Source organism: Pseudarthrobacter sp. H2 (genome assembly GCF_050157045.1).
Classification (GTDB): Bacteria; Actinomycetota; Actinomycetes; order Actinomycetales; family Micrococcaceae; genus Arthrobacter.
On sequence record NZ_CP189594.1, the window covers coordinates 2,118,106 to 2,144,826 of the forward strand.

Below are 26,721 nucleotides of genomic sequence, written 5' to 3' on the forward strand. Positions count from 1 at the left end.
TCACGTGCGCTCAGCTATGCATGGCAGTGGCCGCCGGCGGCCTTGGCCGAGGCCGGCACGTCCAGCACGGGGCTGCGGTCAAAGAACCCTTCCGGGCGCAGCTTGAATCCCACGGTGTCCACGGGCATGATGGGCCAGTCCTCGGGCCGCGGGAAGTGGGTCAGGCCGAAGGTGTGCCAGAGAACGATGTCCTGCCCGTCGATGTCGCGGTCCTGCGCCACGTACGCCGGCAGCCCGGCTCCCCCTGGATGCTGGTTCACGAAGTCGCCCGTGGGGTAGCGCTCGTCGTCGGCAAAGCGGGTGACCCACAGGTCCTTCGTGGCGAAGGCAGCCCTCCGGGCGATGGAGGACTCCGGGTCTGCCAGCAGCGTGGGCTGCCCTTCGGCGTGGAGCTTGTAGGCCACGGGCTCGCCGAGGCGGTTCCTGGACTCCGGGTTGGAGATCACCCAGGTCCGCCCGCTGCGGGCGTCAGCCTCGCGGACACCGTCGGACTCCCGGGCCAGGACGGTGCGTTTCCGGGAGAACGCGTTGCCGCGTTCGTTGCCTTCGCCCATGGCCTGGCGGACCACGTCCTCCTCCTCGACGCGGTTGGTGAACCCGTCGATCGCCATGTCCAGCCGGGCGCTGAAGAGGTGCTGGTGGTAGGGCGCGCCGAGGCCGGGAGCCAGCTGGGAGATGTTCGCCGAGCCGCCGTCGGGGAAGGCGCTGGTGAACACGACGCCGGTGGCCTTGGCCTCGAACTCGACGGTGCCGTCGAGGTAGAGGTACCAGTAGAAGCCGTAGTCGTAGTTGCCGATGGTGGTGAAGAAGGAGATCACCAGCCGGCGGTTCCGGCGGGTGTAGCTGATCCCGGACCAGAGATCGGTGTGCTTGGCCAGGATGCCCCAGTCCTCCTCGTGCATGCAGATGCCGTTGCGGATTTCGCGGGGATTGCCGAAGGCGTCGCTGATGACCGGGCTCAGGTACGTGATGTCGCCCAGGCAGTCGCAGCCGAGTTCCAGCGAGTTGGCGTACGCCCCCACGAGGTACTCGCCGGTGTCGAAGTAGTTCTGCCAGGACCGGATCGGCGACGGATCCCCATAGGGAACCACCATCTCTGCGATGGACGCACGGTTGATGATCGGCCGCAGCCGGTCGCCGTCCTGGAAGGCAATGTTGTGCAGCACGACGCCTTCGCGGACGTCGAATCCGACGTCGACGCTCCACTTCTCCCACTCGACGTGGTTTCCGTGGGAGACGGTGAAACTGGGCCCCTCCGGCTGGGTGATGCTGATGGGCTTCTGCGTGGTCCGCAGCGGCCCGGTCAGCTCGGGATCCGTGTAATTGCCGTGTTCGGCGGGGACCGGAACGGCGCCGGTGTCCAGCACCTGCGTCACCGTCCTGGCGACCACATCCACGTAGGCCACAAGCCCGTCCACGGGGTGCGCCCAGGCACTGTCCTCCGGGAACTCCTGCACGAACGCGAGTCCCCGCAGGATCCGGCGGCCCTTTTCCTCCGGGTAGTCAAAGACGCCTGCGGACAGGGGCGCGACGCGGACCTTGGCGACATCCAGGTTGCGGGCCGCGAGCGCCTTGAGCCATTCGGGGTGGGTTGCGAGTATCGACTCCACCACCTCGAACTCCTCCTCCAGGACCGGCAGTTCGCCGGTGATGGCAGTGTCCAGCTCGACGGCGGTTTCCACGGTGCCGTTGGTCACCGAAACCACCGCGTCCTTGGGGGCCGCACCGGCCACGTCGTGCAGGAACACGCGGAAGCGGCGGTTCACCGGCGCTTCCTCCTGTCCGCGGGGCGGGTCCAGCAGGCCCAGGTAGGCGATGCGGGCAGACTCCCCCAGCAGCCCGGCGGCCCGCAGGATGTCCCGAACCTCGGTAATTTCTGTGGCGGAGGCCAGCGAATGGGCGGCGGTGTCGACGTCGATGGCGGCTGTCATGGCAACTCTTTCCGTGGGTGGGCGGCCGCGGCCCGGCAGCCCAGTTTATTATTCTATGCTTGTAGATAATACCGGCACGTAAGATGCATCACAAGGGGCCGGCCCTATCGCCTGGCCCGTGCGGCCCGTTTGGAGAGTTTGAGTGCCAAAGATTGTCAACCACGACCAGCGCCGCCTTGAGCTGGTGGATGCCACGTGGCGCATCATTGCCCGGCATGGGATTGAGGGCGCCACCATGCGCGAGATCGCCACGGAGGCCGGCTTTGCCAATGGTGCCCTGAAACCCTACTTCCCCACGAAGGACCACCTCATCACCTTTGCGTTCGGGCACGTCTTCAACCGGACAAACCAACGCATCGCCGACACCTCGGCCGGCAAGGTGGGAATGGAGGCGCTGCGCGCCTTTTGCCAGGAGGTGCTGCCGCTGGACGAGGACCGCATCAACGAGGCCCGCATCGTCATCCCTTTTTGGCAGAAGGCCCTCACCGACCCCGTCAAGGCCGAGCTGCATGAGACCTCAATGAAGCAGTGGCGCTCCGCCCTGGAGGGACATCTGCGCCGGGCGCGGGACCGGGGCGAAGTCACGGTCCCAACGCAGGATGATGACATCGTCAACCAGCTGATGAGCATGCTCCTGGGGGCCCAGATCGTCGCCGCCATGTCTCCCGGGGAACATTTGCCTGCCCAATTGAGCGACCAGCTTGACGCCTACCTGCTGCTCCTGAACCCAGCCGCGCAAGGTGCCCGGTCCTGACCCTTCATTTTATTCGCCAGCGGTTGAAAATAAGTGACAGCCGGCACATGGGCCGCTACAGTTGTGGAAAGTGTTGTCCGCCACAGCCCCGCCCTTCGCGCCACCGCGGCGCAGGGCATCCGACGGCGGCCAGCAGACTCCCGCCGACACCGGCCTGCACCACTAAGGGACCTCGAATACCCGTCACCGCCGCACGCGAAACCGCCGACGCCGTCCAAACCGCCGTCGCCCATTCCTTCTCCGCGTGGCACGATCTCATTTCCGAATCCTTCGTGCCGTTGCATGTGCGCTCCAGCAACCCCGGACAATTTCACGGCCGGCTGCGCTCCCGGCTCCTGGACGAGCTGTCCATCGTCGAGGTCACGGCCACCGGCCACAGCGTGCACCGTACGCCATCGCTCATCGCCCGGTCGGACCGTCCGTATTTCAAGCTCAACCTGCAGCTGGCCGGCACCGGGCTCCTGGTGCAGGACAACCGCGAGGCCGTGCTGCAGCCAGGCGACCTTGCCGTGTATGACACCAGCCGCCCCTACACGCTGGCCTTCGAGTCCGATTGCCGCACGCTGGTGCTGATGTTCCCCCACGACGCCCTTGACCTGCCGGCCGGTTCAGTGGGCCGGCTGACGGCCACGCGGATGGCCGCCGACAAGGGGCTCGGGCGGATGGTCAGCCCCTTCATGACCCAGCTGGCGGAAAATCTCGACGCGCTCTCCGGCCCCAGCGGGCACCGGCTGGCCCACAACACCGTGGACCTGCTGAGCACCATGTTGGCCGCGGAGCTGGACCAGGCCCAGGACGGCCCCGAGCGCCCGCACGAGGAACTCCTGGGCGGAATCCGCCGTTTCATCGAGGCAAACCTGGCCGACCCCGAGTTGTCCCCGGCAAGCATCGCGGCCGCGCACTTCATCTCCACGCGGCACCTGCACAATGTCTTCCAGGAGGCAGGAACCACGGTGGCCCACTGGATCCGCACGCGGCGGCTGGAGAATTGCCGGCGCGAGCTGCGGGACCCCCTGCTGGCGCACCGCCCGGTCAGTGCCATCGCCGCCCGGTGGGGCCTCGTGGACGCGGCGCACTTCAGCCGCATTTTCCGCTCCGCCTTCGGCGAGCCCCCCAGCACATATCGCCGCCCCGCCTGAGCCTGAACAGCCCGGCGCACCGCAGCAGTGGTTGTTCGCCTTCGGTCAACAGGCCTTCGCTTAATGACAAGACGGGGCGCTGGCGGTCAATGAAACTTGAGGCATCAAAGAATCACAACATTGCCCCACTGGCTTTGCACCTACCGACTCGAAGCGGAGTTTTCATGGAAACGTTCACTGACCTTCTCACGGCGATCACACCGGTCGCCGGCGAAACCCGGACCATATTCGACCCCGCCACGGGGGAAGCGGTGGGCGAGGCGCCGGTTCACGATCTTGGGGATCTGGAGCGTGCCATCGCTGCCGCCACCGCCGCCCAGCCGGCATGGGCGGCCCTCGGTCATGAGGGGCGGAGTGCGGCCCTGCTCAAGGCGGCCGACGCCGTCGACCGCTCTGCTGAGGAGCTCGCCCGGCTGCTCTCCCGCGAGCAGGGGAAGCCGCTCAACGGCCCCAACGCCCGCTTCGAGGTCGGCGCCTGCGCCGCCTGGCTGCGCGCCACCGCCGCCACCGAGCTGGCCGCGGAGACCGTGGTCGACGACGGCGCGACGCATGCCGAAATCCACTACCGGCCCATCGGCGTCGTCGGCGCGATCGGCCCGTGGAACTGGCCCATGATGATCACCATCTGGCAGATCGCCCCGGCCCTGCGCATGGGCAATGCCGTGGTCGTCAAGCCGTCCGAATACACCCCCCTCAGCGTCCTTGCCCTGGTCCAGGTGCTGAACCAGGAACTTCCCGAGGGCCTGCTCTCGGTGGTCTGCGGCGGCCGGGAGGTCGGCGCCCGTCTGGCCGAACATCCCGCGATCGGCAAGATCATGTTCACCGGATCCACGGCAACGGGGAAGGCCATCATCAAGTCCTCGGCCGGTACCGTCAAGCGCCTGACCCTTGAGCTCGGCGGCAACGACGCCGGGATCGTGCTCCCCGATGCCGAGCCCACGGCCATCGCCGAGGACCTGTTCTGGGGTGCGTTCATCAACACCGGACAGACCTGCGCGGCCCTGAAGCGGCTCTATGTCCACGAGGACATCTACGGCGACGTCTGCAAGGCCCTCACCGCCGTCGCCGCCGCCATGCCCATGGGCGTGGGCCTGGACGAGGCCAACGTGCTGGGCCCGCTGCAGAACAAGCAGCAGTTCGACATCGTGTCCCGGCTCGTGGACGCGGCCAAGGACTCCGGTGCGCGGGTGCTGGTGGGCGGGAACCCGGAGGCGGGGCAGCCCGGCTACTTCTACCCCGCCACGCTCGTGGCGGACATCGACAATGACAACCCGCTCGTGGCGGAGGAACAGTTCGGCCCGGCCCTGCCCATCATCCGGTACAGCACCGTCGACGAGGCGGTCGCCATGGCCAACGGCCTCGACGTCGGGCTCGGCGCCTCCGTCTGGTCCTCCGACAAGGACCTGGCCCGCAGCGTGGCGGCACGCATCCAGGCCGGCACCGTCTGGATCAACTCCCACGGCGGCGTGGACCCCCGCATTCCGTTCGGCGGGGTCAAGCAGTCCGGCTACGGGCTCGAATTCGGAGTCGAAGGCCTCAAGGCCCTCGGCGTGCCCCAGGTCATCAACGGCTGAGGGCTCCCACGGGGCAAGCCCAGGCGGGGCAAGCAAAGACGGGGGCCGTTGCCACACGTGTGGCAACGGCTCCCCCTGCATTTGGGACAACCTTGCCGGACCTGGTCCCCAGGGAAGTCCTGCACTGGTAGTCAATGGCGGTGCCGCGAACAACAAGCTAAATGCTGTGAGCACTGACACACTCAAGACATCTTTATTCTCCCAATGGAGGTTTTTAATGTCACACGAACAAACCCTTCCGTCCACCGGCACCGCAGCCGGCAACGGGAGCAACAACGGCCTGAGCAAGCGCACGCTCGGCGTGCCCGCCTTGGTCTTCATGATCATCGCCGCCTCCGCCCCGTTGACGGTGGTGGCCGGCGGCATCCCCAGCAACTTCGCCGTGACCGGAAACGTCGGCATCCCGCTGTCGTTCATCGTGCTCGGGGTCTGCCTGGCGCTGTTCGCCGTCGGCTACGCGGCCATGAGTGCGCACATCCGCAATGCCGGTGCGTTTTACGCCTACATCGCCCAGGGGCTCGGCCGTGCCACGGGGGTGGGCGCCGCGTGGGTGGCGTTGATTTCCTACAACGCGATGCAGATCGGAATCTACGGTCTCTTCGGCTTTGCGTCGGCGTCCTTTGTCAACGGCAAGCTTGGGCTCGACGTCCCGTGGTGGCTGACCGCGCTGGTGGGCTTCGTGATTGTCGGCTGGCTGGGGATCAACAAGGTCGACCTGTCGGCGAAGATCATCGGCGTCCTCGTGGGGCTGGAATTCCTGGCGGTCATCGTTTTCGACGTTGTCTCTTTTGCCGTCAGTCCGGAGGGTGTCAGCGGCGCCGGACTGGCGCCGTCGAACTTGTTCACGGCCGGCGTGGGCGCAGCCCTGGCCTTTAGCATGGCGGCGTTCATGGGCTTTGAGTCCGCCGCCATCTACAGCGAGGAGGCCAAGGATCCCACCAGGTCCATCGCGCGGGCAACGTACATCGCCGTCGGCGTCATCTCACTTTTCTACGCCTTCTCCGGCTGGGCCATGACCGTCGGCACGGGCCCGAGCCAGATTGTGGCGAAGTCCCAGGAGTTTGGTCCGGACCTGCCGTTCGTCTTCCTCGCCGGCCACGGCGCCGTGATCGTCTCCGACGTTGCGCAGCTCCTGTTCATCACCAGCCTGCTGGCCGCCCTGATCGCCTTCCACAATGCGGTGGCCCGGTACGTGTTCTCGCTGGGCCGTGAAAGCGTGCTGCCGCGCGGCTTTGCCCGCGTCAACGCCCGGCACGCCCCGGTTGCCGGCTCGCTGACCCAGTCCGTGCTGGCCCTGGCCATGCTGGCCGTGTTTGCCATTGCCGGCATCGGCTCCGAGTTGGGCGAGATGTACCCGGTCCTGACTTTCTTCACGTGGCTGACCAACACGGCGGCCTTCGGCCTGGTGCTGCTCCTGGTCCTGATCTCGGTGGCCGTCATCGGCTACTTCCGCAAGCACGCAGCCGGGTATTCATTGTGGACCCGGGTCATTGCGCCCGCCCTGGCCGCGCTGACGCTCGGCACGGTGTTCGTGCTGATCGTAGTCAATTTCAATGTCCTGATCGGCTCGGACGGCTTCTCCCCGCTTTCCTGGATCCTGCCGGCGCTGGTGGTGGTGCCCGGCATTGCCGGGCTGTTCTGGGGCCTGTGGCTGAAGAGGGACCGCCCGGACATCTACCGGGGCATCGGGTTTGGCGGCGCGCCGGACACGTCCGCCTGACGGGATGGACCCCCTTCACAATTGCCCTGGGCGGCCCGGCTTCTGCCGGGCCGCACAGGGCAATTGTTTCAAGCATCAGCTCCATCCGTTGACGTGGTCGCTGGTGAACACGATATTGGTGTCGTCATCAAAGCTGTGCTCCTCCACCGTGCCCTGGATGGCCTGGCCACCCGGACCACGGCTTCGGGAACGGCCCCGTAAAAACATTTGGCGGCACGCAGGCCCAAAACGCCGCAATGCAACCCACGAAACCCGACTGGTCAGCGGACCCGGCGGAAGCCCGCAGGGTCGCGGCCCGGATCGAGGCCGGGACGGTCTGGATCAACGCCCACGGGGCCGTCCACCCCATGATCCCGTTCGGCGGAACCAAGCAGTCCTGATACGGGGTGGAATTCGGCGTCGACGGGCTGAAATCCCTGGGGGTGCCGCAGGTGATCAACGGCTGAGGTGCCGGGAGCTGGGGATATTGGCGGCGGCGATCTTTGCCTGGCTGCCTGCGATGCCGGCCTTGTTCGCGTCAATGGCTGCGATGTCGCCCACGGCGTAGACGTTCCTGGACCCTTCCACCGTCAGTTCCGGCGTGACCGAGACGTACCCCCGAGGGTGCGCGCCGCGAGCAGATCCCCGGCCAGGTAGCCGGTCTGCGGGTCCTCCGGCGGCAATCCGCAGCGGAAAGCAGTCAGCCCTTCACCAGGTCAGCGTGGTGGACCGCGACGACGTTCGGATGGGCCCGCAGCCGGTAGCGGAGGGCGTTGTCGCCGTAGGTCTCCAGGATCGGGCTGTTCGTCGGGTCCACGGACAGGCCGCGGGCCTTGGCTTGAAACTCCGGGCTCACCGCGAGCTGCGGCATGGTCGCGTCCAGCGCCGGATTGTAGAAGAACGGCAGCGAGACCCGGTCGGTGCCGCGAAGGGGCGAGATCACGCGGTGCAGGGTCGCCTTCAGGTAGCCGTTCGTCGCCAGTTCGAGCATCTCGCCGATGTTGACCACGAACGTTCCGGGGACCTGCGGCGCGTCGATCCACTTCCCCTGGTAGTCGACCTGGAGACCGCCCTTCCCGGGCTCCACCAGCAGCAACGTCAGTACCCCGCCGTCGCGGTGGGAGCCGACACCCTGCTTGGGCTCCGGGTCGGACTCCCCCGGATACCGCACCACCTTCAGCAGAGGGAACGCGCGGTCGGCGAAAGCGGCGTCGAAGGTGTCCTCGGGCGCGCCAAGCGAGACCGCCACGGCCCGCAGGAGGGCGAGCGAGATGGCGCTCAGCCGTTCGGTCCACTCGGAGACAATCTTCCGCATCTCCGGCAGCGCTTCCGGCCACAGGTTGGGCCCCTCGAGGCGCCAGTAGTCCGCGACGCCGGGCCCCGGCTCCACAGCGTCACGCTCGACGCCGATGTCGATCTGCTCACGCCAGTCCACAGCGCCGTCCGTGAGTTCGCCGCCGACCCTGGTGTAGCCGCGGAACTGCCGGCTGTGGACGTTCTCGACCGCGAGCTTCTGGTCCTCGGGCAACTCGAAGAAGCGGCGGGAGATGTCCAGCATGGCGTCCGTCAGTTCCGGCGGGACCCCATGGCCGGCCAGGTAGAAGAAACCGACCTCATGCATGGCGTTACGCAACTCGTCACGGAATAAGGACGCCTCTTCCGGGCCGGCATTCAAACGGGAGAAGTCGAGCACAGGCAATGTTTCGAGTGGCAACGTTTATATTCCTTTTCGGTACCATTGGCAAGCCGAAGCCTTAACTAGCCTCAATGTTACGCACAGGTCTGCTGCGTTGGACACAAAGGTGTCGAAATAAGACATTTGGGCTGACCGGCGATCCGGTGGAAGCGCTGCTCCCGATGGACGTGCGGTTATTGCTTGTCGGTACGGGCCTTGCGGGCGGGATCGACCTTTCCGTCGGCGCCGTAGTCACCCTCGGAGTACCGGCCGATTTCCGACTCGGCGGTACGGCCTGGAACCGCCCCCGCGTCGCCGTAGTCGGCCTTCACATACCGGCCGGCTTCCTTGGCCTTCCCGCCCAGGGGCTCAGGGAGCTCGCCCTCGCTGCCGACCGCGCCATAGTCGCCTTCGCTGTACTGGCCTTCCTCGTCGTCGGCATGGCGGCCACCATCCCTGCCGGTCTTGCCGTAGTCGCCTTCGACATATCGGCCGCGAAGTACGGGTTCTTGGGGTTCTTCCGGCCTTCTCTTCTCCGGTTCTTCAACGCTGCTGCTGTCGGTCATCATCCTGCCTTTCCCACGACGAACTGATGCGTCTGTTCGGGCGCTCTCTAATTTTATCGTCGCCTGCCGTGGCTGGACAGGGCAATGTGGAACGTCGGCCGCCGGGCTGGCCCTGTCCAGCCGATGTGACTCTTTGTGATCATTTGTTTCAGAAAGCGTCGTAATTATTGGGAAATCGAAGATTATGCAACAAAGTGGGGTTTGTCCGGGACGCTACCGACCGACAAAACCAGAAACACCCGTAACCACGAATTAACACCATCCAGATCGGCTGAGAGACCTGGCTCGATGACGCCGTAGCAACCACCCTTCGGGGCACGGTGCTAATGCCAGGACCGATGGAGATTGCCAAGATCCCAAGGTCAACCGACCCGGCCCGTGCCGTGTCGGACGCACCTTATGGTCCTGGAGTTCCTCGGTCATGACCGAGAGGATCCGCGATGGATACCAACGCAGCACCCACGCCCCCGACGAGTGCGAAGACCAAACGCCGTCCCCTGCGCCTGCTGACCCTGATGGGTGTGGCGGCCCTGGCGCTGAGCGCCTGCGGCGGCACCGCTGGCGGCACCTCGGCATCGCAGGCCGGCCCGGAGGGGAATCCGGTGCAGGGCGGAACGTTCGTCTTCGCGGAAGTCACCCCGATCAACAACTTCCAGACCCAGGCGGCGCGCTTCTACGAGAAGGCCAACGTCCTGAACAGCGTGCTTGACCGGCTGACCTATTTCGACGCCCGGAAGGGCGAACTCGTCCCTTGGATCGCCAGCAAGTTCACCGCGAGTGAGGACCAGACCAAGTTCACCTTCACCATCCGCCCCGGCGTGAGCTTCAGCGACGGAACACCCCTGGACGCCAAGGCCGTCCAGGCGAACCTCGACGCGCTCGGGAAGGGCGTCGAGAGCGCCAAGATCCAGCCGAACGTTGATTTCTCCGCCTACAAGTCCTCCCAGGTCATCGGCGGGGACCAGGTGGAGGTGACGCTGTCCTCCCCCGACGCCAACTTCCTGCGGGCCACCTCCTCCGTCACCGCCGGACTCGTCTCCCCGACGACGCTTGCACTGGACAACGCCGGCCAGTCAGCCATCGCGAAGATCTCGGGCTCGGGTCCTTTCGCCTTCGAATCGGAGAAGGCCGATGAGGAAATCGTCCTGGCCAAGCGTGCGGACTACGCCTGGGCTCCGGCGGGTGCCCCGAACCAGGGAGCCGCCTACCTGGATAAGGTCGTCGTGAAGTACCTCCCGGAGGTGGCACACCGCGCCGGGGCCGTGCAGACCGGACAGGTTGACCTGGTTCGCGGCCTGCAGCCGGCCGACGAAACCACCCTTGCCGGCAGCGGCAACCAGGTCCTTCCGGCCAAGGGCATCGACCTGACGTCCAACATGGCGGCAGTCCGCATCGGCAGCGGCAAGCTCGCCGACGCGAAGGTACGCCAGGCACTGCAGCTCGGAATCGACCGGCAGACCCTGAAGGACACGGTGCTCTCCGACAGCTACGAACTCGCCGGATCCATCCTGAACCGCGAAGCACCGGACTTCGTTGACCTCTCCGCCGAACTGGCCTACAACCCCGAGAAGTCCAAGAGCCTGCTGGAGGAGGCCGGGTGGGCCGTGGGCGCCGACGGCATCCGCGCCAAGAACGGCCAAAAGCTTGAAGTCACTGTCACCTCATCAAACAACTCCGTCGTCATCAAGCCGGCATTCGAGTTGATCGAGCAGCAGTGGCGCAAGATCGGCGTGAAGCTGATCAACCGTGCGGCCGACAACACCTTCCTCGCCACCGCGATGAAGGAACCCAACGTGGAATTCTTCGGAACCCGCCAGTTCGCCTATGGCGGCCTGGGCCCGGTCTTCGGCCCGGCCACCAATACGCAGACCTTGAATTCCGACCAGCAGCTCAATGAGCTCTTCGCCAAGGAACGTGCCGCCACCACCGACGCGCAGCACAAGGAGCTCGTCGCCGAGGAACAGCGCAAACTCGTGGTTGACGAAGCGCTGAGCCTGGTCCTCTGGGACGAAGTCCAGGTCTACGGCGCAAACGGCAAGGCGCACGTCGACTTCACCTCCGGTACGGCACCCATCTTCCAGGGTGCCTGGAAGACCGGTAAGTAACCCGCCATGGGCCTCTACTTTGCGCGGCGCCTCGGGCAGGCACTACTCGTCATCTGGCTGGCGTACACGCTGGTCTTCCTGGCAGTGCAACTTCTGCCCAGCGATCCGGTGACGATCTTCCTCTCGGCCGACGCGGCAGCCAATCAGGCAACGATCGACGCCATGAAGGCCCAATACGGCTATGACCAGCCGCTGCCGGTGCAGTACTTCAGCCAGCTCTGGGGTTTGCTCGGCGGAGACGTGGGGTACTCGCTGGCCTCGGGCCAGCCCGTGGCGGAGCGCATCGGCAACGTCGCCGGATCCACGCTCGCACTGGCGTCCAGCGCGTTTGTGCTGGCCGTCGTCCTCGCCGTGGCCCTCGTGGCCTCGGCAACGTTGACCCGGTCCACGGCACTGCGGCGCATCATCACCAACCTGCCGCCGTTATTCGCTGCCGTGCCGGTGTTCTGGCTTGGCCTGGTGTTGCTGCAGTTGCTGTCGATCCAGCTCGGCGTGATGTCCCTGTTCCCCGACGGGTCCTTTGCCTCACTGGCAGTGCCCGTCGTCGTCCTGGCACTCCACGTTTCCGCCCCCATCGCGCAGGTACTGCTCAAGAGCGTTGCCCACGTCTATGAGCAGCCGTTCATCGATGTGCTGCGTGCCAAGGGTGCCTCCCCCGCCTGGGTCTTCTACCGCCATGCGCTGAAGAACGCTGCGGGTCCGGCCATGACGATCGCCGGCATCACCGTCGGAACGCTGCTGGCGGGGTCAGTCATCACCGAGACGGTCTTCGCCCGCTCCGGCCTGGGATCGGTGGTGCTCCAGGCCGTCACGGCGCAGGATGTGCCCCTGGTGCAGGGCCTTGTGCTGTTGACGGCAACAGCGTTTGTTGCGGTGAACCTGGTTGTCGACATGCTCTATCCGCTGCTGGATCCCCGAATCCTCAAGAGCAGCGCCCATGGTTCGCCGCACGCGCTGGCCGCCTAAGCCGAATGGAGACTTTAGTGAGCGTCAAGCTGGAAGACACAAAGCCGGCCGGTGTGGTCGCAGGGCTGCAGATCGGAGTCGACGACGGCGGGGCCGGCCAGGGACGGGGCCAGGGAACCGTCCTGCGCTCGGTGAGCCTGTGGCTGACCGTGATTCCGTTGCTGGTCTTGGTGGGGTGGGCCCTGCTGCCGGGACTGTTCACCGGCGTCGACCCGCTCGGCGGCATTCCGAAGGAAAAATTCCAGTCGCCGGGTCCGGACCACTGGTTTGGTACCGACCATCTGGGCCGGGACATCTATGCGCGGGTCGTGTACGGCACCTCGCAGACCCTGCTCACCGCCGGCTTGGCGGTCCTGATCGGGTTCGTGGTCGGAACAGCCCTCGGGCTGCTCGCCGCCACCGCCGGACGGTCCGCCGACGCGGCAACCATGCGCCTGATTGACGTACTGCTGGCGGTGCCGGGTTTCCTGATCTCGCTGATCATCGTGACCGCTTTTGCGCCGGGGCCCATTTCCCTCGGTGTGGGCGTTGGTATCGCCTCGATCGCCTCCTTCGCCCGGGTGGTGCGCTCGGAAGTCCTGCGGGTGCGGAACCTGGACTATGTCGAGGCCGCGTTCCTCAACGGGGGAACGTACTGGTCCGTCATCTTCAGGCATATCCTGCCGAACTCCTGCGGGCCGGTCCTCGCGCTCCTGGCGGTTGACCTCGGTGCGGCCATTCTCGCGATTTCAGGTCTCGGTTTCCTTGGTTTCGGGGCTCCGCCGCCCACTCCGGAATGGGGTCTGCTGATCTCTGAAGGACGGCAGTACCTCGCCCGTGCCTGGTGGATGACCAGCCTGCCAGGCGTCGTGATCGTGATCACTGTCATGCTTTTGGCCGGTCTCGGACGCCAACTTCTCAAGCTCTTCCGGTTCTAGTCAGGAGCCCCCATGACCATCAACCCAGTGGAAGCACGCAGCGATGCCGCGCCTTTGCTTGAGGTGCGCGGACTGCACATTGAATACGGCCGCGGCCCCGACGCCGTCGTCGCGGGCGAAGCGCTGGACCTGGTCCTGAAGCCCGGGGAGATCGTAGCCCTCGTCGGCGAGTCAGGGTCCGGCAAGAGCACGCTCGCCAAGTCCATCATCGGGCTGCTGCCCCGGTCGGCCCATATTCCTGCCGGCTCGATCGTGTTCGACGGACACGAACTTATCGGCCTTCCGGAACGCGCCCTGGAGAAGATCCGTGGTCGGCAGATCGGCATGGTGCCGCAGGACCCGGGGGCATCCCTGGACCCGGTGAAGACGGTGGGATCCCAGGTGGCCGAGGTGTTCCGGCTGCACCCGGAGGGACGCAAGCGGTCTAAGGCCGAGATCCGGGCCGAGGTCATCAGGCTCTTCGAGCTCGTGGGCATCGACCGTCCCAGGGAACGGCTGAAGCAGTACCCCCACGAACTCTCCGGCGGCCTCAAGCAGCGGGTCCTGATCGCCATCGCCTTCAGCCTTGGCCCGAAGCTGCTCATCGCCGACGAGCCGACCTCCGCGCTTGACGTCACGGTCCAGCGCCGCGTGCTGGAGGTCTTCAACAGGCTGGCGCGGGACCACGGAACCGCGGTCATCTTCGTCACCCACGACCTGGCCGTGGCCACCGACCTGGCCGACCGGATCGTGGTGATGAAGGGCGGAAAAATCCGCGAGGACCGACCGGTCAATGAGATCCTGAGGCATCCGGAGGACGATTACACCGTGCGGCTGCTCGCCGAGGCCTCCCCCGCCGCTCCGAAGGACGCCTCCGCTGCGACGGGGCCTGATGAGGAGCCGGCTCCGGCGATCGAAGTCCGCGGACTTACGAAGATCTTCGGCCAGGGCGAGGCGGAACACCGCGCCGTCGATGACGTCTCCTTCGCGGTGCGCCAGGGAACCACCTTCGCCCTGGTCGGCGAATCGGGGTCCGGCAAGTCCACCACCGCACGCATGATCATGAGGCTCCTGGACCCGGCCTCGGGAAGCGTCCACATCCAGGGTCGGGACGTCACGTCACTGGCCGGGAAGGAAAAGCGGGAGCTGTGGCGCACCCTGCAGCTGGTCTACCAGAATCCGGATTCGGCGCTGGATCCGCGGCTGACCATCGGTGACATCGTGGCCGAACCGCTGGCCAGCTTCCGCATCGGTTCCCGTTCCGAACGCCGTACCCGCGTTGCCGAACTCCTGCAACAGGTCAATCTGCCCGCACGTGTCGCCCGCAGCAGGACGAAGGAGCTCTCGGGCGGGCAGCGCCAGCGCGTGGCCATTGCCCGGGCCCTGGCGCTCGGCGCCCGGACCCTCGTGCTGGACGAGGCCCTCTCGGCCCTGGATGTGCTGACCCAGGCCCAGATCCTGATCCTCCTGGAAGACCTGCAGCGCAACCTGGGACTTTCCTACCTGTTCATCTCCCACGATCTGCACGTTGTGGAACGCGTCGCCCATGACGTGGGTGTGATGAGCAAGGGGCAGCTGATGGAGGTCGGGCCGACGACGGAGGTCTTCCGGAATCCGCGGAGCGACTACACGCGCCTGCTGCTCGACTCCAACCCCGGCCACCGCCTCCGCGGGCTCGTTGCGGCAACCGGCCACTAAGAACTTCTGTACCATTCCAACGTTAGGAACATGATGACCGTCTCGACACAAGTACGAGAACTCAGCGAAGAGGCCCGCTACGCGGCGCTCTCCGCCCGCTTCCAGGATGTCTTTGAGCGCATCGCCGAGGGCGCCCTGGAACGCGAGTCCAACCACGTCCTGCCTTTCGAGCCCGTCGCCTGGCTGAAGGACAGCGGATTCACCACCCTCCGTGTCCCGGCCGGGCATGGCGGTGACCCGGTCAGCGTTGAGCACCTGAGCCGTCTGCTGATCGAACTCGCTGCCGCGGACTCCAACGTTTCGCACCTTTTGCGCTCGCACTTCTCGTTCGTGGAGACGATCGCACTCCAGCCCGTCGAATTCCGCAACCGCTGGTTCCCCCGGGTGCTCGCCGGGGAGATCTTCGGCAACGCCGCCACGGAACGCTCCGGCAACGCACTGGGCACCACCCGGACCAAGCTCCGGCAGGAAAACGGCCGCTGGCTGCTCAAGGGCGAAAAGTACTACACCACCGGCAGCATCTTCGCCGACTGGGTCGTGGTCATGGCGAGCACGGAGGGACTGGACGGCCGGCAGTATGCGCTGGTCCGGGTGGACGACCCCAGGGTCACGATCCTCGACGACTGGGACGGCTTCGGCCAGCCGCTGACCGGCACCGGAACGGCCATCTTCGATGACGTGGTGGTCGACGCCGAGGACATCATCGCGCGCAAGGTCACCAGCACCCTGGAACCGGCCTTCTTCCAGCTCGCCCTGCTGACCGTGCTCGTCGGCATCGGCCGCGCGGCGCTTCGCGACGCCGGCAAGCTGGTCGCCGAACGCACCCGTACCTTCAATACCGGCTCCGGTTCCCTGTTCCGTGACGATCCGCTGATCCAGGAGCGTGTCGGCCGGATCGCCGCCGGCGTGTACGCCGCCGAGTCCATCGTGGTGGCGGCCGCACGCGATCTGGATGCCGCCGTCGACCCCTCTCTCGGGCTGGATGCGGAGGCAGCGTTCCTGCGGGCGGAGCTGGGGGTGCAGCAGGCCCATGTGACGGTACCCGGCCTGGTGCTGGCCGCAGCCAATGAGCTCTTCGATGTCACCGGCGCTTCGTCGACCAGCCGCGGCAAGGGCCTGGACCGCCACTGGCGCAACGCCCGGACGGTGGCCACCCATAACCCGGTGGTGTTCAAGGCCCGGTCCGTCGGCGATTACCACATCAACGGAACCATCCCGACCGGCCTGAACAGCATCGGCGACGCGGTACCGGACGCCGAAAGAGCCCAGGGCACCCAGGGCACCCAGGGCACCACGGGGAGTGATTCCTGATGGGAACCTTTGACGAACGTCCCCGCCTGCTGCTCAGTGCCTTCGTGATGAACACGACCAACCACATCCTGGGCGGTCAATGGCGACATCCGGACGCGCAACAGCACCGCTTCAACGAACTGCAGCTCTGGGTCGAACTGGCCCGCGAGCTCGAGGAGGCTAAATTCGATGCGATGTTCTTCGCCGACGTCGTGGGGCTGTACGGCGACCACGAGGGAGGCTGGGCGTCGCTGCTTGAGCGGGGGCTTCAGGTCCCCTCCAACGATCCGCTGGTGCTCTGCTCGGCGCTGGCGGCGGTGACCAAGGATATCGGCCTGGCCATGACGAGCTCGGTGATCCAGTCCGATCCGTTCCAGCTGGCCCGTCAATTGTCGACCCTGGACCATCTTTCCAATGGCCGCGTTGCCTGGAACATCGTCACCAGCGTGCTGGAGAACGCGCACCGGAACTTCGGAAACAGCGGACTCACTCCGCACGACGACCGGTACGACTGGGCCGAGGAGTACACCGAGGCCGTCTACAAGCTCTGGGAAGGTTCCTGGGACGACGACGCGCTGCTGGCCGACAAGGTCCGCGGCATCCACGCCGATCCGGCCAAGGTCAACAAGATCAACCACCGCGGGACCCGTTACTCCATTGACGGCCCCCACCTGGTCTCACCGAGCCCCCAGCGCACCCCCTTCCTGTTCCAGGCCGGAAGCTCCGCCCGCGGCAAGAAGTTCGCCGCGGAGAACGCGGAAGCAACATTCCTCTTCGCACCCAACGTGGAATACGTCAAGAAGCAGGCGGCCTCCATCCGGGCCCTCGAAGCCGCGGCAGGCCGGGCCGCCGGCGACGTGAAGATCTTCGGCGGCCTGTCCTTCGTGATCGGCAGCACCGAGGATGAGGTCGCCCGCAAGCAGGCCGAATATGACGAGTACCTGGATCTGGACACGATCATCGCGCATATCGGCGGAGGGATCGGCGTCGACCTGGGCGGCCTCCCGCTCGACACCCCGCTGGGCGACATCCAGACCGAGGGCGCCCAGGGCGTGCTGCAGGCGGCCATTGCCTCGGTTCCCGGGGGCAAGCCCACCATCGGTGACCTGGCGCGGTACCGCGCCAAGGCCCAGCAGATCGCCGGAACGCCGGAGCAGATCGTGGACGAACTGGAACGCTGGCAGGATGCCGGGATCGATGGTGTGAACATCATCAACCAGATCATCCCCGGTTCCTACACGGACTTCATCCAAGGCGTGCTGCCGGAGTTGCAGCGCCGCGGCCTGGCCCAGACCGAGTACGCGCCGGGCACGCTGCGGGAGAAGGTCTTTGGCCGTGGCCCGAAGCTCGAGCCGACGCACCCGGCGAGCCGCTACCGTGGCGCCTTCGGTGATCTCTCGGCCGCTGCAACGGTGAAGCCAACGACCTTGTCGAGGGTCTAGGCCGGCCAGATTACGGGAAGCTGTTTGAGACCATAAATGATGGTGCTGTCCATCCGCTCCAGCCGCGTCCCCGGTGCCAGTGCCAGCCCGGGCAGGCGCGAAATCACGGCCTGCAGCGCAATCCTGGCCTCAAGCCGGGCAAGCGGCGCGCCCAGGCAGAAGTGGATGCCCTGGCCGAACGCGAGGTGGTGGTTCGGGGATCGCCCGATGTCGAAGGCATCCGGATCCGGGAAGTGGGCCGCATCGCGGTTGGCCGATCCGATCCAGGCCACGAACGGCGAGCCGGCGGGGATCTGGCGTCCGCCCAGCGTCGTGTCGACGGCCGCGACGCGGTACATCGACTGGACCGGGGACCGGTAACGGAGCACTTCTTCAATCGCGTGGGGCAGCAGCGCCGGCTCTGCGCTGAGCCGCTCGATTGCGCCGGGACGTTCGGTGAAGCTAAGCACCGCGTTTCCGATCAGGTTCGTGGTCGTTTCGTTGCCGGCGACGAGCAGCAGGGCGCAGAACCCGAGAAGTTCGACGGCGTTCAGGTGCTGCCCGTCGATCTGCGCCGCCAGCAGCTTGCTGATCAGATCGTTGCCCGGACGGCGCCGGCGCTCCTCGATCATGCCCATAAAATAGTCCGCCATTTCCCTGTGGGCAGCGCCCTGGCCGTCAGGGGCGCTGGGGTCGGATCCAACGGGCGCCGGCCGGGTCTGGCTGACGATGACGTCGGACCACTGCTTGAACCGATCCCGGTCCGCTGCAGGGATCCCCATGAGCTCGGCGATGACGATGACCGGCAAGGGATACGCCAGTTGCTCAATGAGGTCCATGGCCCCCAGAGGGACGGCCGGGGCCAGCAACGCCTCCGTGATGTCCAAGATGCGCGGGGCGAGGGCCTCCACCGCCCGCGGCGTGAATGCCTGCGTCACCAGGGAACGGAGCTGGCGATGACGGGGCGGATCGGTATTGACCAGGCTGGCGGCGAAGAGTTGGCCCGTCCCAGACGGAGTGTCGCCTGCCATCCGGGACGAAAAGGTGGAGTGCTCGGAAAGGACGCGCTGCACATCGTCGTACAGGAAAACATGCCACACGCCGGACCCGGGGTCTTGGAAAACGGGCTGGCTTCGCCGCATCGATTCGTAGTGGGGAAACGGATCCAGCGGCTGCTCGATCGCCGGGATGTGCGTCATCACAGGCCTCCTGATCAGTCGGGCGGCTCTTCCGTCGTTCAGCTCTCACCTTATTACCGTTCAGCCCTCACCTGAATACCCGGCACCATCCACTTGAAGTCAGCTCCTGGCCTTGGTCCTGGCCGTCGCCGGCGCCGTCCACGGGTCCTCCGGCCAGGGATGCTTGGGGTAGCGGCCCCGCATCTCGGCACGGACCTGCGCGTAGGGTCCTGACCAGAAGGAGGCCAGGTCGTCCGTCACGGCCAGCGGCCGCCGGGCCGGTGAGAGCAGGTGGAACAGCACCGGCACCCTCCCGCCCGCCAGCCGCGGCGTCTGGTCCCAGCCGAAGCACTCCTGCAGCTTGACCGCCACCACCGGCCGGCCGTCGTCCCCTACGTCCGGGTAGCTGATCCGCACCCGCGAACCGCTCGGCACCTCCAGCGTCTCGGGTGCCAGTTCGGCCAGCCGGGCCGCATCGGGCCACGGCAGCAGCCGCCGCAACGGATCGGCCAGGTCAATCTGGTTCACGGCGGCCCCGCCGGCCAGGGCGTCAAGCTCGGGCGCCAGCCACTCGTCCAGCCGGGCCAGCAATGCCTGCTCGGAAACGTCCGGCCACGGATGGCCCAGTTCCCGGTACAGCAGGGCCATCCGGCGGCGCAGGGCGTCTGCCGCCGTCGAGAATCCGATCGTCCCCAGCCCTTCCTTCTCCAGTGCCCTGGCCACCGCCGCGCGTCCCTCCGCCGCCGAGGGCCGTACCGGCGTGGAGGACAGCGCGATCGCTCCCAGCCGGCGTTCCCGCCGCGCCGTGACCCGGCCCTGGCTGAACTGCGCCTCCACCGTGTCACTGAGCAGATGCCGGGCGGCGGCCTCCGCCGTGTCCGCCGCCAGCGGCGCCGCGGAGCGGATGACGGCGCCGGTCCCGGCCGCGTCGCGCCCTTCCGCGCGGGCCACCTCGGCCACGGCCAGCCACTCCTGCCCGGCCAAGGGGCTGCCGGCCGGCAGCCCGGCCCGGGTGCCGGAGGTCAGCAGGTAGCGCTCCGGCCCCGCGCCCGGGACGCGGCGCGCCACCCGGTCCGGGAACGCGAGGGCGACGACGAAGCCGACGGCCTCCGGCGCTGCCACCGGCGCGGCCAACGGCACGGCGGCAGAGGGCACAGCGGCAGAGGGCACGGCGCCGGCCGTCTCCTGGCGTGCGATCGCCTCCATCCGGCGGACGTCCTCCGCCCAGCGCCGGGCGGCCGGATCCTTGCCTGCCCGCAGGGTGCCCAAAAGACGCGTGAGATCGGCGCCGGGGGCACGCTGGTCGCCGGAAACGAGGGCGACGGCCTCCGCCGCGGTGCGGCGGCCTGCCGCGCCGTCCAGCAGGGCCGAGCCATCCAGCAAGGCACGCCCCAGCCGGGGATCGGCCGGAATCCTGGCCAGGGTCTTCCCCAGTGCCGTGGCGTGGCCGTCCGGTTCCACGGCGCCGAGTTCCCGGAGCACCTCGACGGCTTCTTCCATCGCCGCCTGCGGCGGGGCATCGGGAAGGGCCAGTCCGCGGCCCCCGGGGGATCCCCAGCAGGCCAGGACCAGGGCGGCACCGGTCAGGTCCGCCACCGCGATCTCCGGCATCCGGTGGGCCGGCGCGGCGCCGAAGGTTTTCTGGTCGTAGCAGCGGACCACCCGTCCGGGCCCTTGCCGTGCGGCCCGGCCGGCGCGCTGTTCCGCGGAGGCCCGGGAGCAGGACACGGTGACCAGGCCGGACATGCCGCGGCTGGCATCACGCCGCGGCTCGCGGGACAGGCCTGAATCGATCACCAGCCGGACGCCGGGAACGGTCAGGGAGGATTCGGCGAGTGCGGTGGATACGATGATCCGCGCCCGGCCGCCGGGTTCCCGCCCGGAGACGGCGCGGTCCTGCTCCGCCGGGCCCACCTGGCCGTGAAGCTCCAGCACCTCGGCGGCGCCCCTCCCGCGCAGGCGGGCCGCAACATGGGACACCTCCGCCGCGCCCGGCAGGAACACCAGGGCGTCGATGTCCGCACCGTCTCCGAGGGCTGCGGCGTGCGACGCCGCGGCCGTGTCCGCGACGTGGTCCAGGAAGGCCCGGCTCACGCCCCGCGGATCCAGCCGCGGCACCGCCGCGGGGGCCCAGTCAACGTCCAGGGGGTACAGCGCGGACGGACAGTCGACGACGGGGGCGGGACCGCCGCCGTCGTGCTCCCCGAGCTGGGTCTCCCCTGCGGGGGCACCCCCGATCAGGGCGGCGAAACGCGGCGCGTCCAGGGTGGCCGACATTGCGACGAGCGTGAGGTCGCCGCGGAGTTGGCGGACCTCGGCGAGCATGCCGAGCAGCAGGTCGGTCTCCAGCCCGCGTTCGTGGACCTCGTCGAGGATCACGGCGTCGGTGTCCCCCAGCCCCGGATCGGTGAGCAGGCGGCGCAGCAGGATCCCCGGGGTGACGAACTCAATCAGCGTTCCGGGTCCTGCCTGGCGTTCGCCGCGGACCGTGTAGCCGACGCGGTCCCCGAGCCGGCTGCCGTCCAGGGCCGCAAGGCGGCGGGCGGCCGAGCGCGCGGCGACCCGGCGCGGCTGGGTCACGACGATGCGCGGTCCCGTGGCACGGGCCTCCGGCCTGTTTCGCGGGGTGGCGCCGGACGCCAGGTTGGCCAGCAGCGGCGGAACCAGGGTGGTCTTGCCCGTGCCCGGCGGGGCCTGGACAACCGCGGCCGCTGCCGGACCGCCCGCACGCAGCGCGGCGGCGAGCTCCCCCAGCGAGCCGGCGAAGGCCAGGCCGGCCCCGAGGGTACCCAGGTCGAAGGGCCCGGGGGCGGAGGCGGGGTCCCGGAGGACAGGCGGGGAAGTCACCTGTCCATTGTGCCCGGAAACGTCAGGCCGGCGGTCCGCAACTGCCGCCGGCTCCCCGGACGGTGCGTCCGGGGAGCCGGCGGCCTGGCGGTGCCTCAGCCTGCGTGTGCCGCGCGGACCGCTTCCGGCAGGGAGGTGGCCGGGCGGCCGAGCAGCTTGGCCAGGTCTTCGCTGTCGGTGTCCAGGTCGCCCGCGGCGGTGTTGGCCTCAAGCGCCGCGAAGAAACCCGCCGTCCCTTCGTCCAGCCCGGCCGCGATCAGGCCCTGCTGGTATTCCGCCTGGCTGACGTTGCGGTAGGGAATGTCCCGGCCCGTGATGTCGCTGACCGCTGCGGCCAGTTCGGCGAAGCCGAACGGCAGGCCGCCCAGCTCATAGACCTTGTTGCCGTGACCTTCCCCGGTCAGGGCAATCGCGGCCGCGGCAGCGAAGTCCGCCCGCGGGGCAGCGGCGACCTTGGCGTCCCCGGCGGCTCCGAAGATCGCGCCGGCCTGCAGGTACTGGCCCAGCTGGCCGGTGTAGTTTTCCGTGTACCAGCCGTTGCGCAGGAAGGTGAACTCGATGCCCGAGTCGCGGATGACGGCCTCGGTGGCCTTGTGCTCCGGAGCCAGCGCAAGGGCCGTGGTGTCGGCCCGCAGCACGCTGGTATAGGCGATCCGGCGGACGCCGGCGGACTGGGCGGCCTCGACGACGTTGGTGTGCTGGGCAACGCGCTGGCCGACCTCGCTGCCGGAAATCAGCAGCAGGTTGTCGACGCCGGCCAGGGCTGCGGCCAGGGCCTCCGGCGCGGTGTAGTCGGCCTGCCGGACGGTGATGCCGCGCTCCGACAGGGCCGCCGCCTTGGCCTGGTTGCGGACAATGGCGACGATGTCCGCGGGGTTGACGTCCTGGTCCAGCAGGGCCTCAATAACAAGTGCGCCAAGCTGGCCGGTGGCTCCGGTAACGGCATAAGTGGTCATGATTTTCCTTAATGATCAGCTGGATAAGTCAAGGTCGGCATTACTTGTATCTACAACTAATGTAGGCGCATTTAATTGCAAGGTCAAGTAAATAGCGGCGGCTCCCGGGCCGGGGACAACTCCGGTGCGGATTTTCCCCACCATTGGAGGGTCCTGACGGCGTGTTGCCGGGACCCGGCGTCGTATCCGGACCTGATGCGGCGAGACGTGGGGAGATTGACGCGCGGGCCTGACTTTGAACACCTGAAGTCAGTACCCGGTGGCGGAACGCCGTCCCCGGCCGGAGCGGAGCGCCAGCGGCGGCTCCGTGACTACCGCGGCCGGCGTTTTTGGCCGGGAGAACCTTCCGCGGGCCTGTGTGTGGGGCCCCGTACGAGGTCCCGGGTGGGGGGCCCTGCAGCACTTCGCCCCCTGGCGCGGACCGGGCCCACCAGCCCTGGTATTGGCTGGTGGGCCCGGTCCTGGCCGCTCCGGTTAGAGCCGGGTGTCGAAGGAATCGCAGAAGACGTTCTCGTTGAACGTTCCCTGGAACTCCGACTTGCCCTGGATCTTCTCGATGGTGGCCCGGATGGCCTCCACGGAATCCGCATGGGCGTGGATGGCGGTCTTGACCATCGGCACGTCAATGAGGTGGTTGGGCTGGTTCAGCGACACAAACACCGTCGGGACCTCGGTGACGTACCAGGGGATTTCCGCGGCCATCGGGGTGGACCACTTGATCCGGATGGCCGCCTCCTGGGCGAAGCCTTTGACGTTGGCGAAGACGAACGCGGCGTCGTACTTGTCCGCGTAGTCCCCCGTCGCTTCCTCGGAGATGACGGACATGAAGTTGATGCCCGTCTCCCCCGCGGCCTCGCGCTGGTCCGCCGTCTTGAACAGGTGCACTTCGAAGCCGGCTTTCTCCAGCTCGTCCTTGACCGTGTCCAGGTAGGCCAGCGGATCGGCGCGGGTGAAGTCCGAGCCGCCGGAGATGCCGTACAGCCGGATCCGTTTGTGCGTCTCAGGCGTGATGGGCAGGTTGTTCGCCGTGTCCTTGACGAGGGTGACCGTCTTGTCGGCAATCTGTGCCGCGATGGCCCGGTGGGCCTCGCTGCCGATGAGATCCAGCGCTTCAACGGCCGGAACCAGGGTTCCGCGTGCCTTGGTGTGAAGGCCAAGGGATGCCTTCAGCGCCAGGATCCGGCGCAGGGCATCGTGGAGCCGCTCTTCCGTGATGATCCCGGCCTTGTAGCCGTCCAGCATGTACTGGAAGTCCTCCGCCGGATTGCGGAAGAACAGGAACATGTCGCAGCCCGCCGCGATGGTGGCCGGGACCAGGTCCCGGCGCTTCATGGCCTGGGTCAGTCCGATCATCTGCGAGGCATCGGTCAGGATGAGCCCGTTGAAGCCGAGCTCGCCGCGCAGCAGGTCCTGCAGCAGTTCCGGTGCGAGGGTGGCAGGCAGGATGTCCTGGTCCGCCAGGCCCGGACGGAAGTGACGCGACAGCTCCGGGGCTCCGATGTGGCCGATCATGATGGACTGCACGCCGTGCCCGATCATTTCCCGGTAGACGTGGCCGTAGCTGGTGTTCCACTCCTCGTAGCCGAGCGTGTTGTAGGACGTGACCACGTGCTGGTCGCGCTCGTCGATGCCGTCGCCCGGGAAGTGCTTCATGGCGCACACGGTGGGCGACTCGCTGATGCCGTCGAAGTACTCCTTGGCCCGCTCCACCACGATCTCCGGGGTGTTGCCGAAGGACCGGGTGGAAATGACGGTGTTCCGCCAGTTGTAGTGGATGTCCACGATGGGTGCGAACGCCCAGTTGCAGCCCAGTGCCGCGGTCTCCACGCCGGCGACCTGCCCCATCTGCCGGGCGATCGACTTGTCCGGGTGCGAGCCGGCCTGCAGGTGCGTGGACACGAAGGTCCCGTCGTCGCAGCTTCCGGCGCCGCCCATCTCCGGGTTGGAGGCCACCAGAAGGGGCACCTTGGTCCTGGACTGGGCGTAGCGGATGTGTTCCTGCACCGCGGCCGAGGGGCCCGGCCGGTAGCGCATGCCGCCGACATGGTAGTTGTCCAGGACGCCGTCGAGGTACTCCGGGGAGTAGTCGTTGTTGTGGTTGATGAACAGCTGCCCGATTTTTTCCTCGAGCGTCATCGAATCCAGGGTGGCGTCCACCCAGGCGATGGCGTCGTCGTCGAGGTTGAAGGGTGCCGCTTTCAGGTCCACCAGGAACGGCCCCGAAGGCTCCGTACCCGCCGGTGCCATGGCCGCCGCCGCTGGGGCAGCCGTGCCGGCGAGGCCGGCCAGCGCCTCGCTGACCACCTGGTCCACCGGCGCGGCGATGTCCACCACGACGCCGGACTCGTCCGCTTCGAGCGGTTCCAGGGTGGCCAGCTGGGAGTCGAGCAGCGCGGCCGGCATGAAGTGGCCGCTGCGGCCCTCCAGCCTGGCACCGAGGACGTCCTTGCTGCCGTGCAGGTGCAGGAACACGGTGTCCGGCGCCTGGGCCCGGATGGCGTCCCGGTAGCTGCGCTTGAGCGCGGAGCAGGCCAGGACCAGGCCGCCCGCCCCGGCCGTGGCCAGTGCGCCGCCCACGGTGGCCAGCCACGGCCAGCGGTCCTCATCCGTCAGCGGGATGCCGGCCGCCATTTTGGCGACGTTCTCCACCGGGTGGAGGGAATCACCGTCGAGGAAGGGCACGCCCAGTTCACGGGCGACGAGGTCGCCGATGGTGGTTTTGCCGCAGCCCGAAACGCCCATGACAACAACGCGGTGCCCGGCAAGGCCTGTGGGTTCGACTTCGTTGCCCGTCACCAGTCGTGGACCGTTCCGTCGACGAGGCGGTTGTAGGGCAGGTAGGCCTGCTGGTAGGGGTAGCTGTTGGCGGCTTCCTCGTTGAACTCGACGCCGATGCCGGGCTTGTCGCCCGGGTGCAGGTAGCCGTCGACGAAGGTCATGGACTGCTCGAACACGGTGTTGGTGGCGTCCGAGTGCTGCATGTACTCCTGGATGCCGTAGTTGTGGATGGCGAGGCCGACGTGCAGCTGCGCGGCGAAACCGACCGGGGAGATGTCGGTGGGCCCGTGGAAGCCGGACTTGATCTGGTACTGCGCGGCGAAGTCCATGACCTTCTTCAGCGGGGAGATCCCGCCGAAGTGCGTGGAGGCGGCCCGGACGTAGTCGATCAGCTGTTCCTTGATGATGGTCTGGTAGTCGTACACGGTGTTGAAGATTTCGCCGATGGCCAGCGGGGTGGTGGTGTGCTGGCGGACCAGGCGCAGGGCTTCCTGGTTCTCGGCCGGGGTGCAGTCCTCCAGCCAGAAGAGGTCATACGGTTCCAGGGCCTTGCCGAGCTTGGCGGCCTGGATCGGGGTCATGCGGTGGTGTCCGTCGTGCAGCAGCGGCAGTTCGGGACCGAACTCATTCCGGACGGCCTCGAACACCGAAGGCAGGTGCCGCAGGTAGGCCCGGGTGTCCCAGTCCTCCTCCTGCGGGAACGCGCCGCGGCCGGCGGGCTCGTAGTCGTAGCGTTCCCCGGAGGCCTGGGCCTGCGCGGCGACGCCGTAGACGGCCTTGATGCCGGGGACGGCCGTCTGGATCCGTACCGACTTGTAGCCCAGGTCCAGGTGCTCCCGGACCGAATCGAACAGCGACGGAAGGTCCGAGCCGGAGGCGTGCCCGTAGGCGCGCAGCCCGTTCCGGGACGCCCCGCCGAGCAGCTGGTACACCGGCATGTTCGCGACCTTGCCCTTGATGTCCCACAGCGCCATGTCCACGGCCGCGATCGCGGCCATCGTCACCGGCCCGCGGCGCCAGTACGAGGACCGGTACAGGAACTGCCAGGTGTCCTCGATCCGGTGCGGGTCCTTGCCGATCAGCAGCTGGGCGACGTGCTCCTTCAGGTACGCGGCGACGGCCAGTTCACGCCCGTTCAGGGTCGCGTCGCCGATCCCGGTGACGCCGTCCTCCGTCGTGATCCGGAGGGTGACGAAGTTACGGGAGGGGCTGGTCACGAAGACTTCCGCGGCAATGATTTTCACGGCA

Annotated in this window: 19 protein-coding genes, 1 pseudogene and 1 riboswitch; of the genes and pseudogenes, 11 read left to right on the forward strand and 9 right to left on the reverse strand. The window is 67.5% G+C overall.

Going from position 1 to position 26,721, the window contains the following annotated elements; genetic code table 11:
• Positions 1 to 14: 14 nt before the first annotated feature.
• The gene (locus ACQCSZ_RS10045; protein ID WP_427007851.1) at positions 15 to 1,931 is read right to left on the reverse strand and encodes a primary-amine oxidase; all 1,917 of its coding nucleotides are present in this window, start codon (positions 1,929 to 1,931) and stop codon (positions 15 to 17) included.
• A 142-nt stretch (positions 1,932 to 2,073) separates the two neighbouring features.
• Between ACQCSZ_RS10045 and ACQCSZ_RS10050 the strand changes: the two genes are divergently transcribed.
• From ACQCSZ_RS10050 to ACQCSZ_RS10070, 5 genes and pseudogenes are all read left to right on the forward strand, one after another.
• Complete coding sequence (locus ACQCSZ_RS10050; RefSeq protein ID WP_427007852.1) at positions 2,074 to 2,685, forward strand: TetR/AcrR family transcriptional regulator; 612 nt, start codon at positions 2,074 to 2,076, stop codon at positions 2,683 to 2,685.
• 176 nt (positions 2,686 to 2,861) lie between these two features.
• Positions 2,862 to 3,824, forward strand: coding sequence for a helix-turn-helix domain-containing protein (locus ACQCSZ_RS10055; RefSeq protein WP_427008302.1), 963 nt, complete (start codon positions 2,862 to 2,864; stop codon positions 3,822 to 3,824).
• A gap of 164 nt (positions 3,825 to 3,988) precedes the next feature.
• Positions 3,989 to 5,398, forward strand: a complete 1,410-nt coding sequence (locus ACQCSZ_RS10060) for an aldehyde dehydrogenase family protein (RefSeq protein ID WP_427007853.1) — start codon at positions 3,989 to 3,991, stop codon at positions 5,396 to 5,398.
• Positions 5,399 to 5,615: 217 nt separating this feature from the next.
• On the forward strand, positions 5,616 to 7,118 hold the full coding sequence (locus tag ACQCSZ_RS10065; RefSeq protein WP_427007854.1) for an APC family permease: 1,503 nt from the start codon (positions 5,616 to 5,618) through the stop codon (positions 7,116 to 7,118).
• A 257-nt stretch (positions 7,119 to 7,375) separates the two neighbouring features.
• Positions 7,376 to 7,564: pseudogene (locus ACQCSZ_RS10070) on the forward strand (aldehyde dehydrogenase family protein); the annotation flags it as partial.
• Here the strand turns inward: ACQCSZ_RS10070 and ACQCSZ_RS10075 are convergent.
• The 3 genes from ACQCSZ_RS10075 to ACQCSZ_RS10085 all read right to left on the reverse strand — a co-directional run bounded on the left by ACQCSZ_RS10075 (position 7,554) and on the right by ACQCSZ_RS10085 (position 9,341).
• A complete protein-coding gene (locus tag ACQCSZ_RS10075) occupies positions 7,554 to 7,685 on the reverse strand; it encodes a hypothetical protein (protein WP_427007855.1) in 132 nt (43 codons plus the stop codon). The pseudogene ACQCSZ_RS10070 and the gene ACQCSZ_RS10075 sit on opposite strands and share 11 nt — an antisense overlap.
• A 112-nt stretch (positions 7,686 to 7,797) precedes the next feature.
• Positions 7,798 to 8,811, reverse strand: a complete 1,014-nt coding sequence (locus ACQCSZ_RS10080) for an isopenicillin N synthase family dioxygenase (RefSeq protein ID WP_427007856.1) — start codon at positions 8,809 to 8,811, stop codon at positions 7,798 to 7,800.
• 155 nt (positions 8,812 to 8,966) lie between these two features.
• Positions 8,967 to 9,341 (reverse strand): hypothetical protein, encoded by a 375-nt coding sequence (locus ACQCSZ_RS10085; RefSeq protein ID WP_427007857.1) that lies wholly within the window; start codon positions 9,339 to 9,341, stop codon positions 8,967 to 8,969.
• A gap of 252 nt (positions 9,342 to 9,593) precedes the next feature.
• Positions 9,594 to 9,683, forward strand: a riboswitch (SAM riboswitch).
• A 95-nt stretch (positions 9,684 to 9,778) separates the two neighbouring features.
• On the opposite strand from ACQCSZ_RS10085, the gene ACQCSZ_RS10090 reads away from it, so the two are divergent.
• From ACQCSZ_RS10090 to ACQCSZ_RS10115, 6 genes are read left to right on the forward strand one after another with little or no spacing between them, the layout of a single operon-like run.
• On the forward strand, positions 9,779 to 11,443 hold the full coding sequence (locus ACQCSZ_RS10090) for an ABC transporter substrate-binding protein (RefSeq protein ID WP_427007858.1): 1,665 nt from the start codon (positions 9,779 to 9,781) through the stop codon (positions 11,441 to 11,443).
• A gap of 6 nt (positions 11,444 to 11,449) precedes the next feature.
• A complete protein-coding gene (locus ACQCSZ_RS10095) occupies positions 11,450 to 12,409 on the forward strand; it encodes an ABC transporter permease (protein ID WP_427007859.1) in 960 nt (319 codons plus the stop codon).
• 17 nt (positions 12,410 to 12,426) lie between these two features.
• Entirely contained in the window at positions 12,427 to 13,326 is a 900-nt protein-coding gene (locus tag ACQCSZ_RS10100; protein WP_427007860.1) for an ABC transporter permease, read from the forward strand.
• A gap of 12 nt (positions 13,327 to 13,338) precedes the next feature.
• The gene (locus ACQCSZ_RS10105) at positions 13,339 to 15,003 is read left to right on the forward strand and encodes a dipeptide ABC transporter ATP-binding protein (RefSeq protein ID WP_427007861.1); all 1,665 of its coding nucleotides are present in this window, start codon (positions 13,339 to 13,341) and stop codon (positions 15,001 to 15,003) included.
• A 33-nt stretch (positions 15,004 to 15,036) separates the two neighbouring features.
• Positions 15,037 to 16,314 (forward strand): acyl-CoA dehydrogenase family protein, encoded by a 1,278-nt coding sequence (locus ACQCSZ_RS10110; RefSeq protein WP_427008303.1) that lies wholly within the window; start codon positions 15,037 to 15,039, stop codon positions 16,312 to 16,314.
• On the forward strand, positions 16,314 to 17,735 hold the full coding sequence (locus ACQCSZ_RS10115) for an NtaA/DmoA family FMN-dependent monooxygenase (RefSeq protein ID WP_427007862.1): 1,422 nt from the start codon (positions 16,314 to 16,316) through the stop codon (positions 17,733 to 17,735). Before ACQCSZ_RS10110 ends, ACQCSZ_RS10115 begins: the two co-directional genes overlap by 1 nt.
• On the opposite strand, the gene ACQCSZ_RS10120 is transcribed toward ACQCSZ_RS10115, so the two are convergent.
• The 5 genes from ACQCSZ_RS10120 to manD form a co-directional block, all read right to left on the reverse strand.
• Positions 17,732 to 18,913, reverse strand: a complete 1,182-nt coding sequence (locus ACQCSZ_RS10120; protein WP_427007863.1) for a cytochrome P450 — start codon at positions 18,911 to 18,913, stop codon at positions 17,732 to 17,734. The two genes, ACQCSZ_RS10115 and ACQCSZ_RS10120, sit on opposite strands and share 4 nt — an antisense overlap.
• Positions 18,914 to 19,012: 99 nt before the next feature.
• Positions 19,013 to 21,739 (reverse strand): ATP-dependent helicase HrpB, encoded by a 2,727-nt coding sequence (hrpB, locus tag ACQCSZ_RS10125; protein WP_427007864.1) that lies wholly within the window; start codon positions 21,737 to 21,739, stop codon positions 19,013 to 19,015.
• Between the two features lie 95 nt (positions 21,740 to 21,834).
• Positions 21,835 to 22,695: an SDR family oxidoreductase gene (locus ACQCSZ_RS10130; protein ID WP_427007865.1), complete on the reverse strand. Its 861-nt coding sequence runs from the start codon at positions 22,693 to 22,695 to the stop codon at positions 21,835 to 21,837.
• Positions 22,696 to 23,169: 474 nt separating this feature from the next.
• Positions 23,170 to 25,437: a gluconokinase, GntK/IdnK-type gene (locus tag ACQCSZ_RS10135; RefSeq protein ID WP_427008304.1), complete on the reverse strand. Its 2,268-nt coding sequence runs from the start codon at positions 25,435 to 25,437 to the stop codon at positions 23,170 to 23,172.
• A 50-nt stretch (positions 25,438 to 25,487) separates the two neighbouring features.
• Complete coding sequence (gene manD / locus ACQCSZ_RS10140) at positions 25,488 to 26,717, reverse strand: D-mannonate dehydratase ManD (RefSeq protein ID WP_427007866.1); 1,230 nt, start codon at positions 26,715 to 26,717, stop codon at positions 25,488 to 25,490.
• Between the last annotated feature and the right edge of the window lie 4 nt (positions 26,718 to 26,721).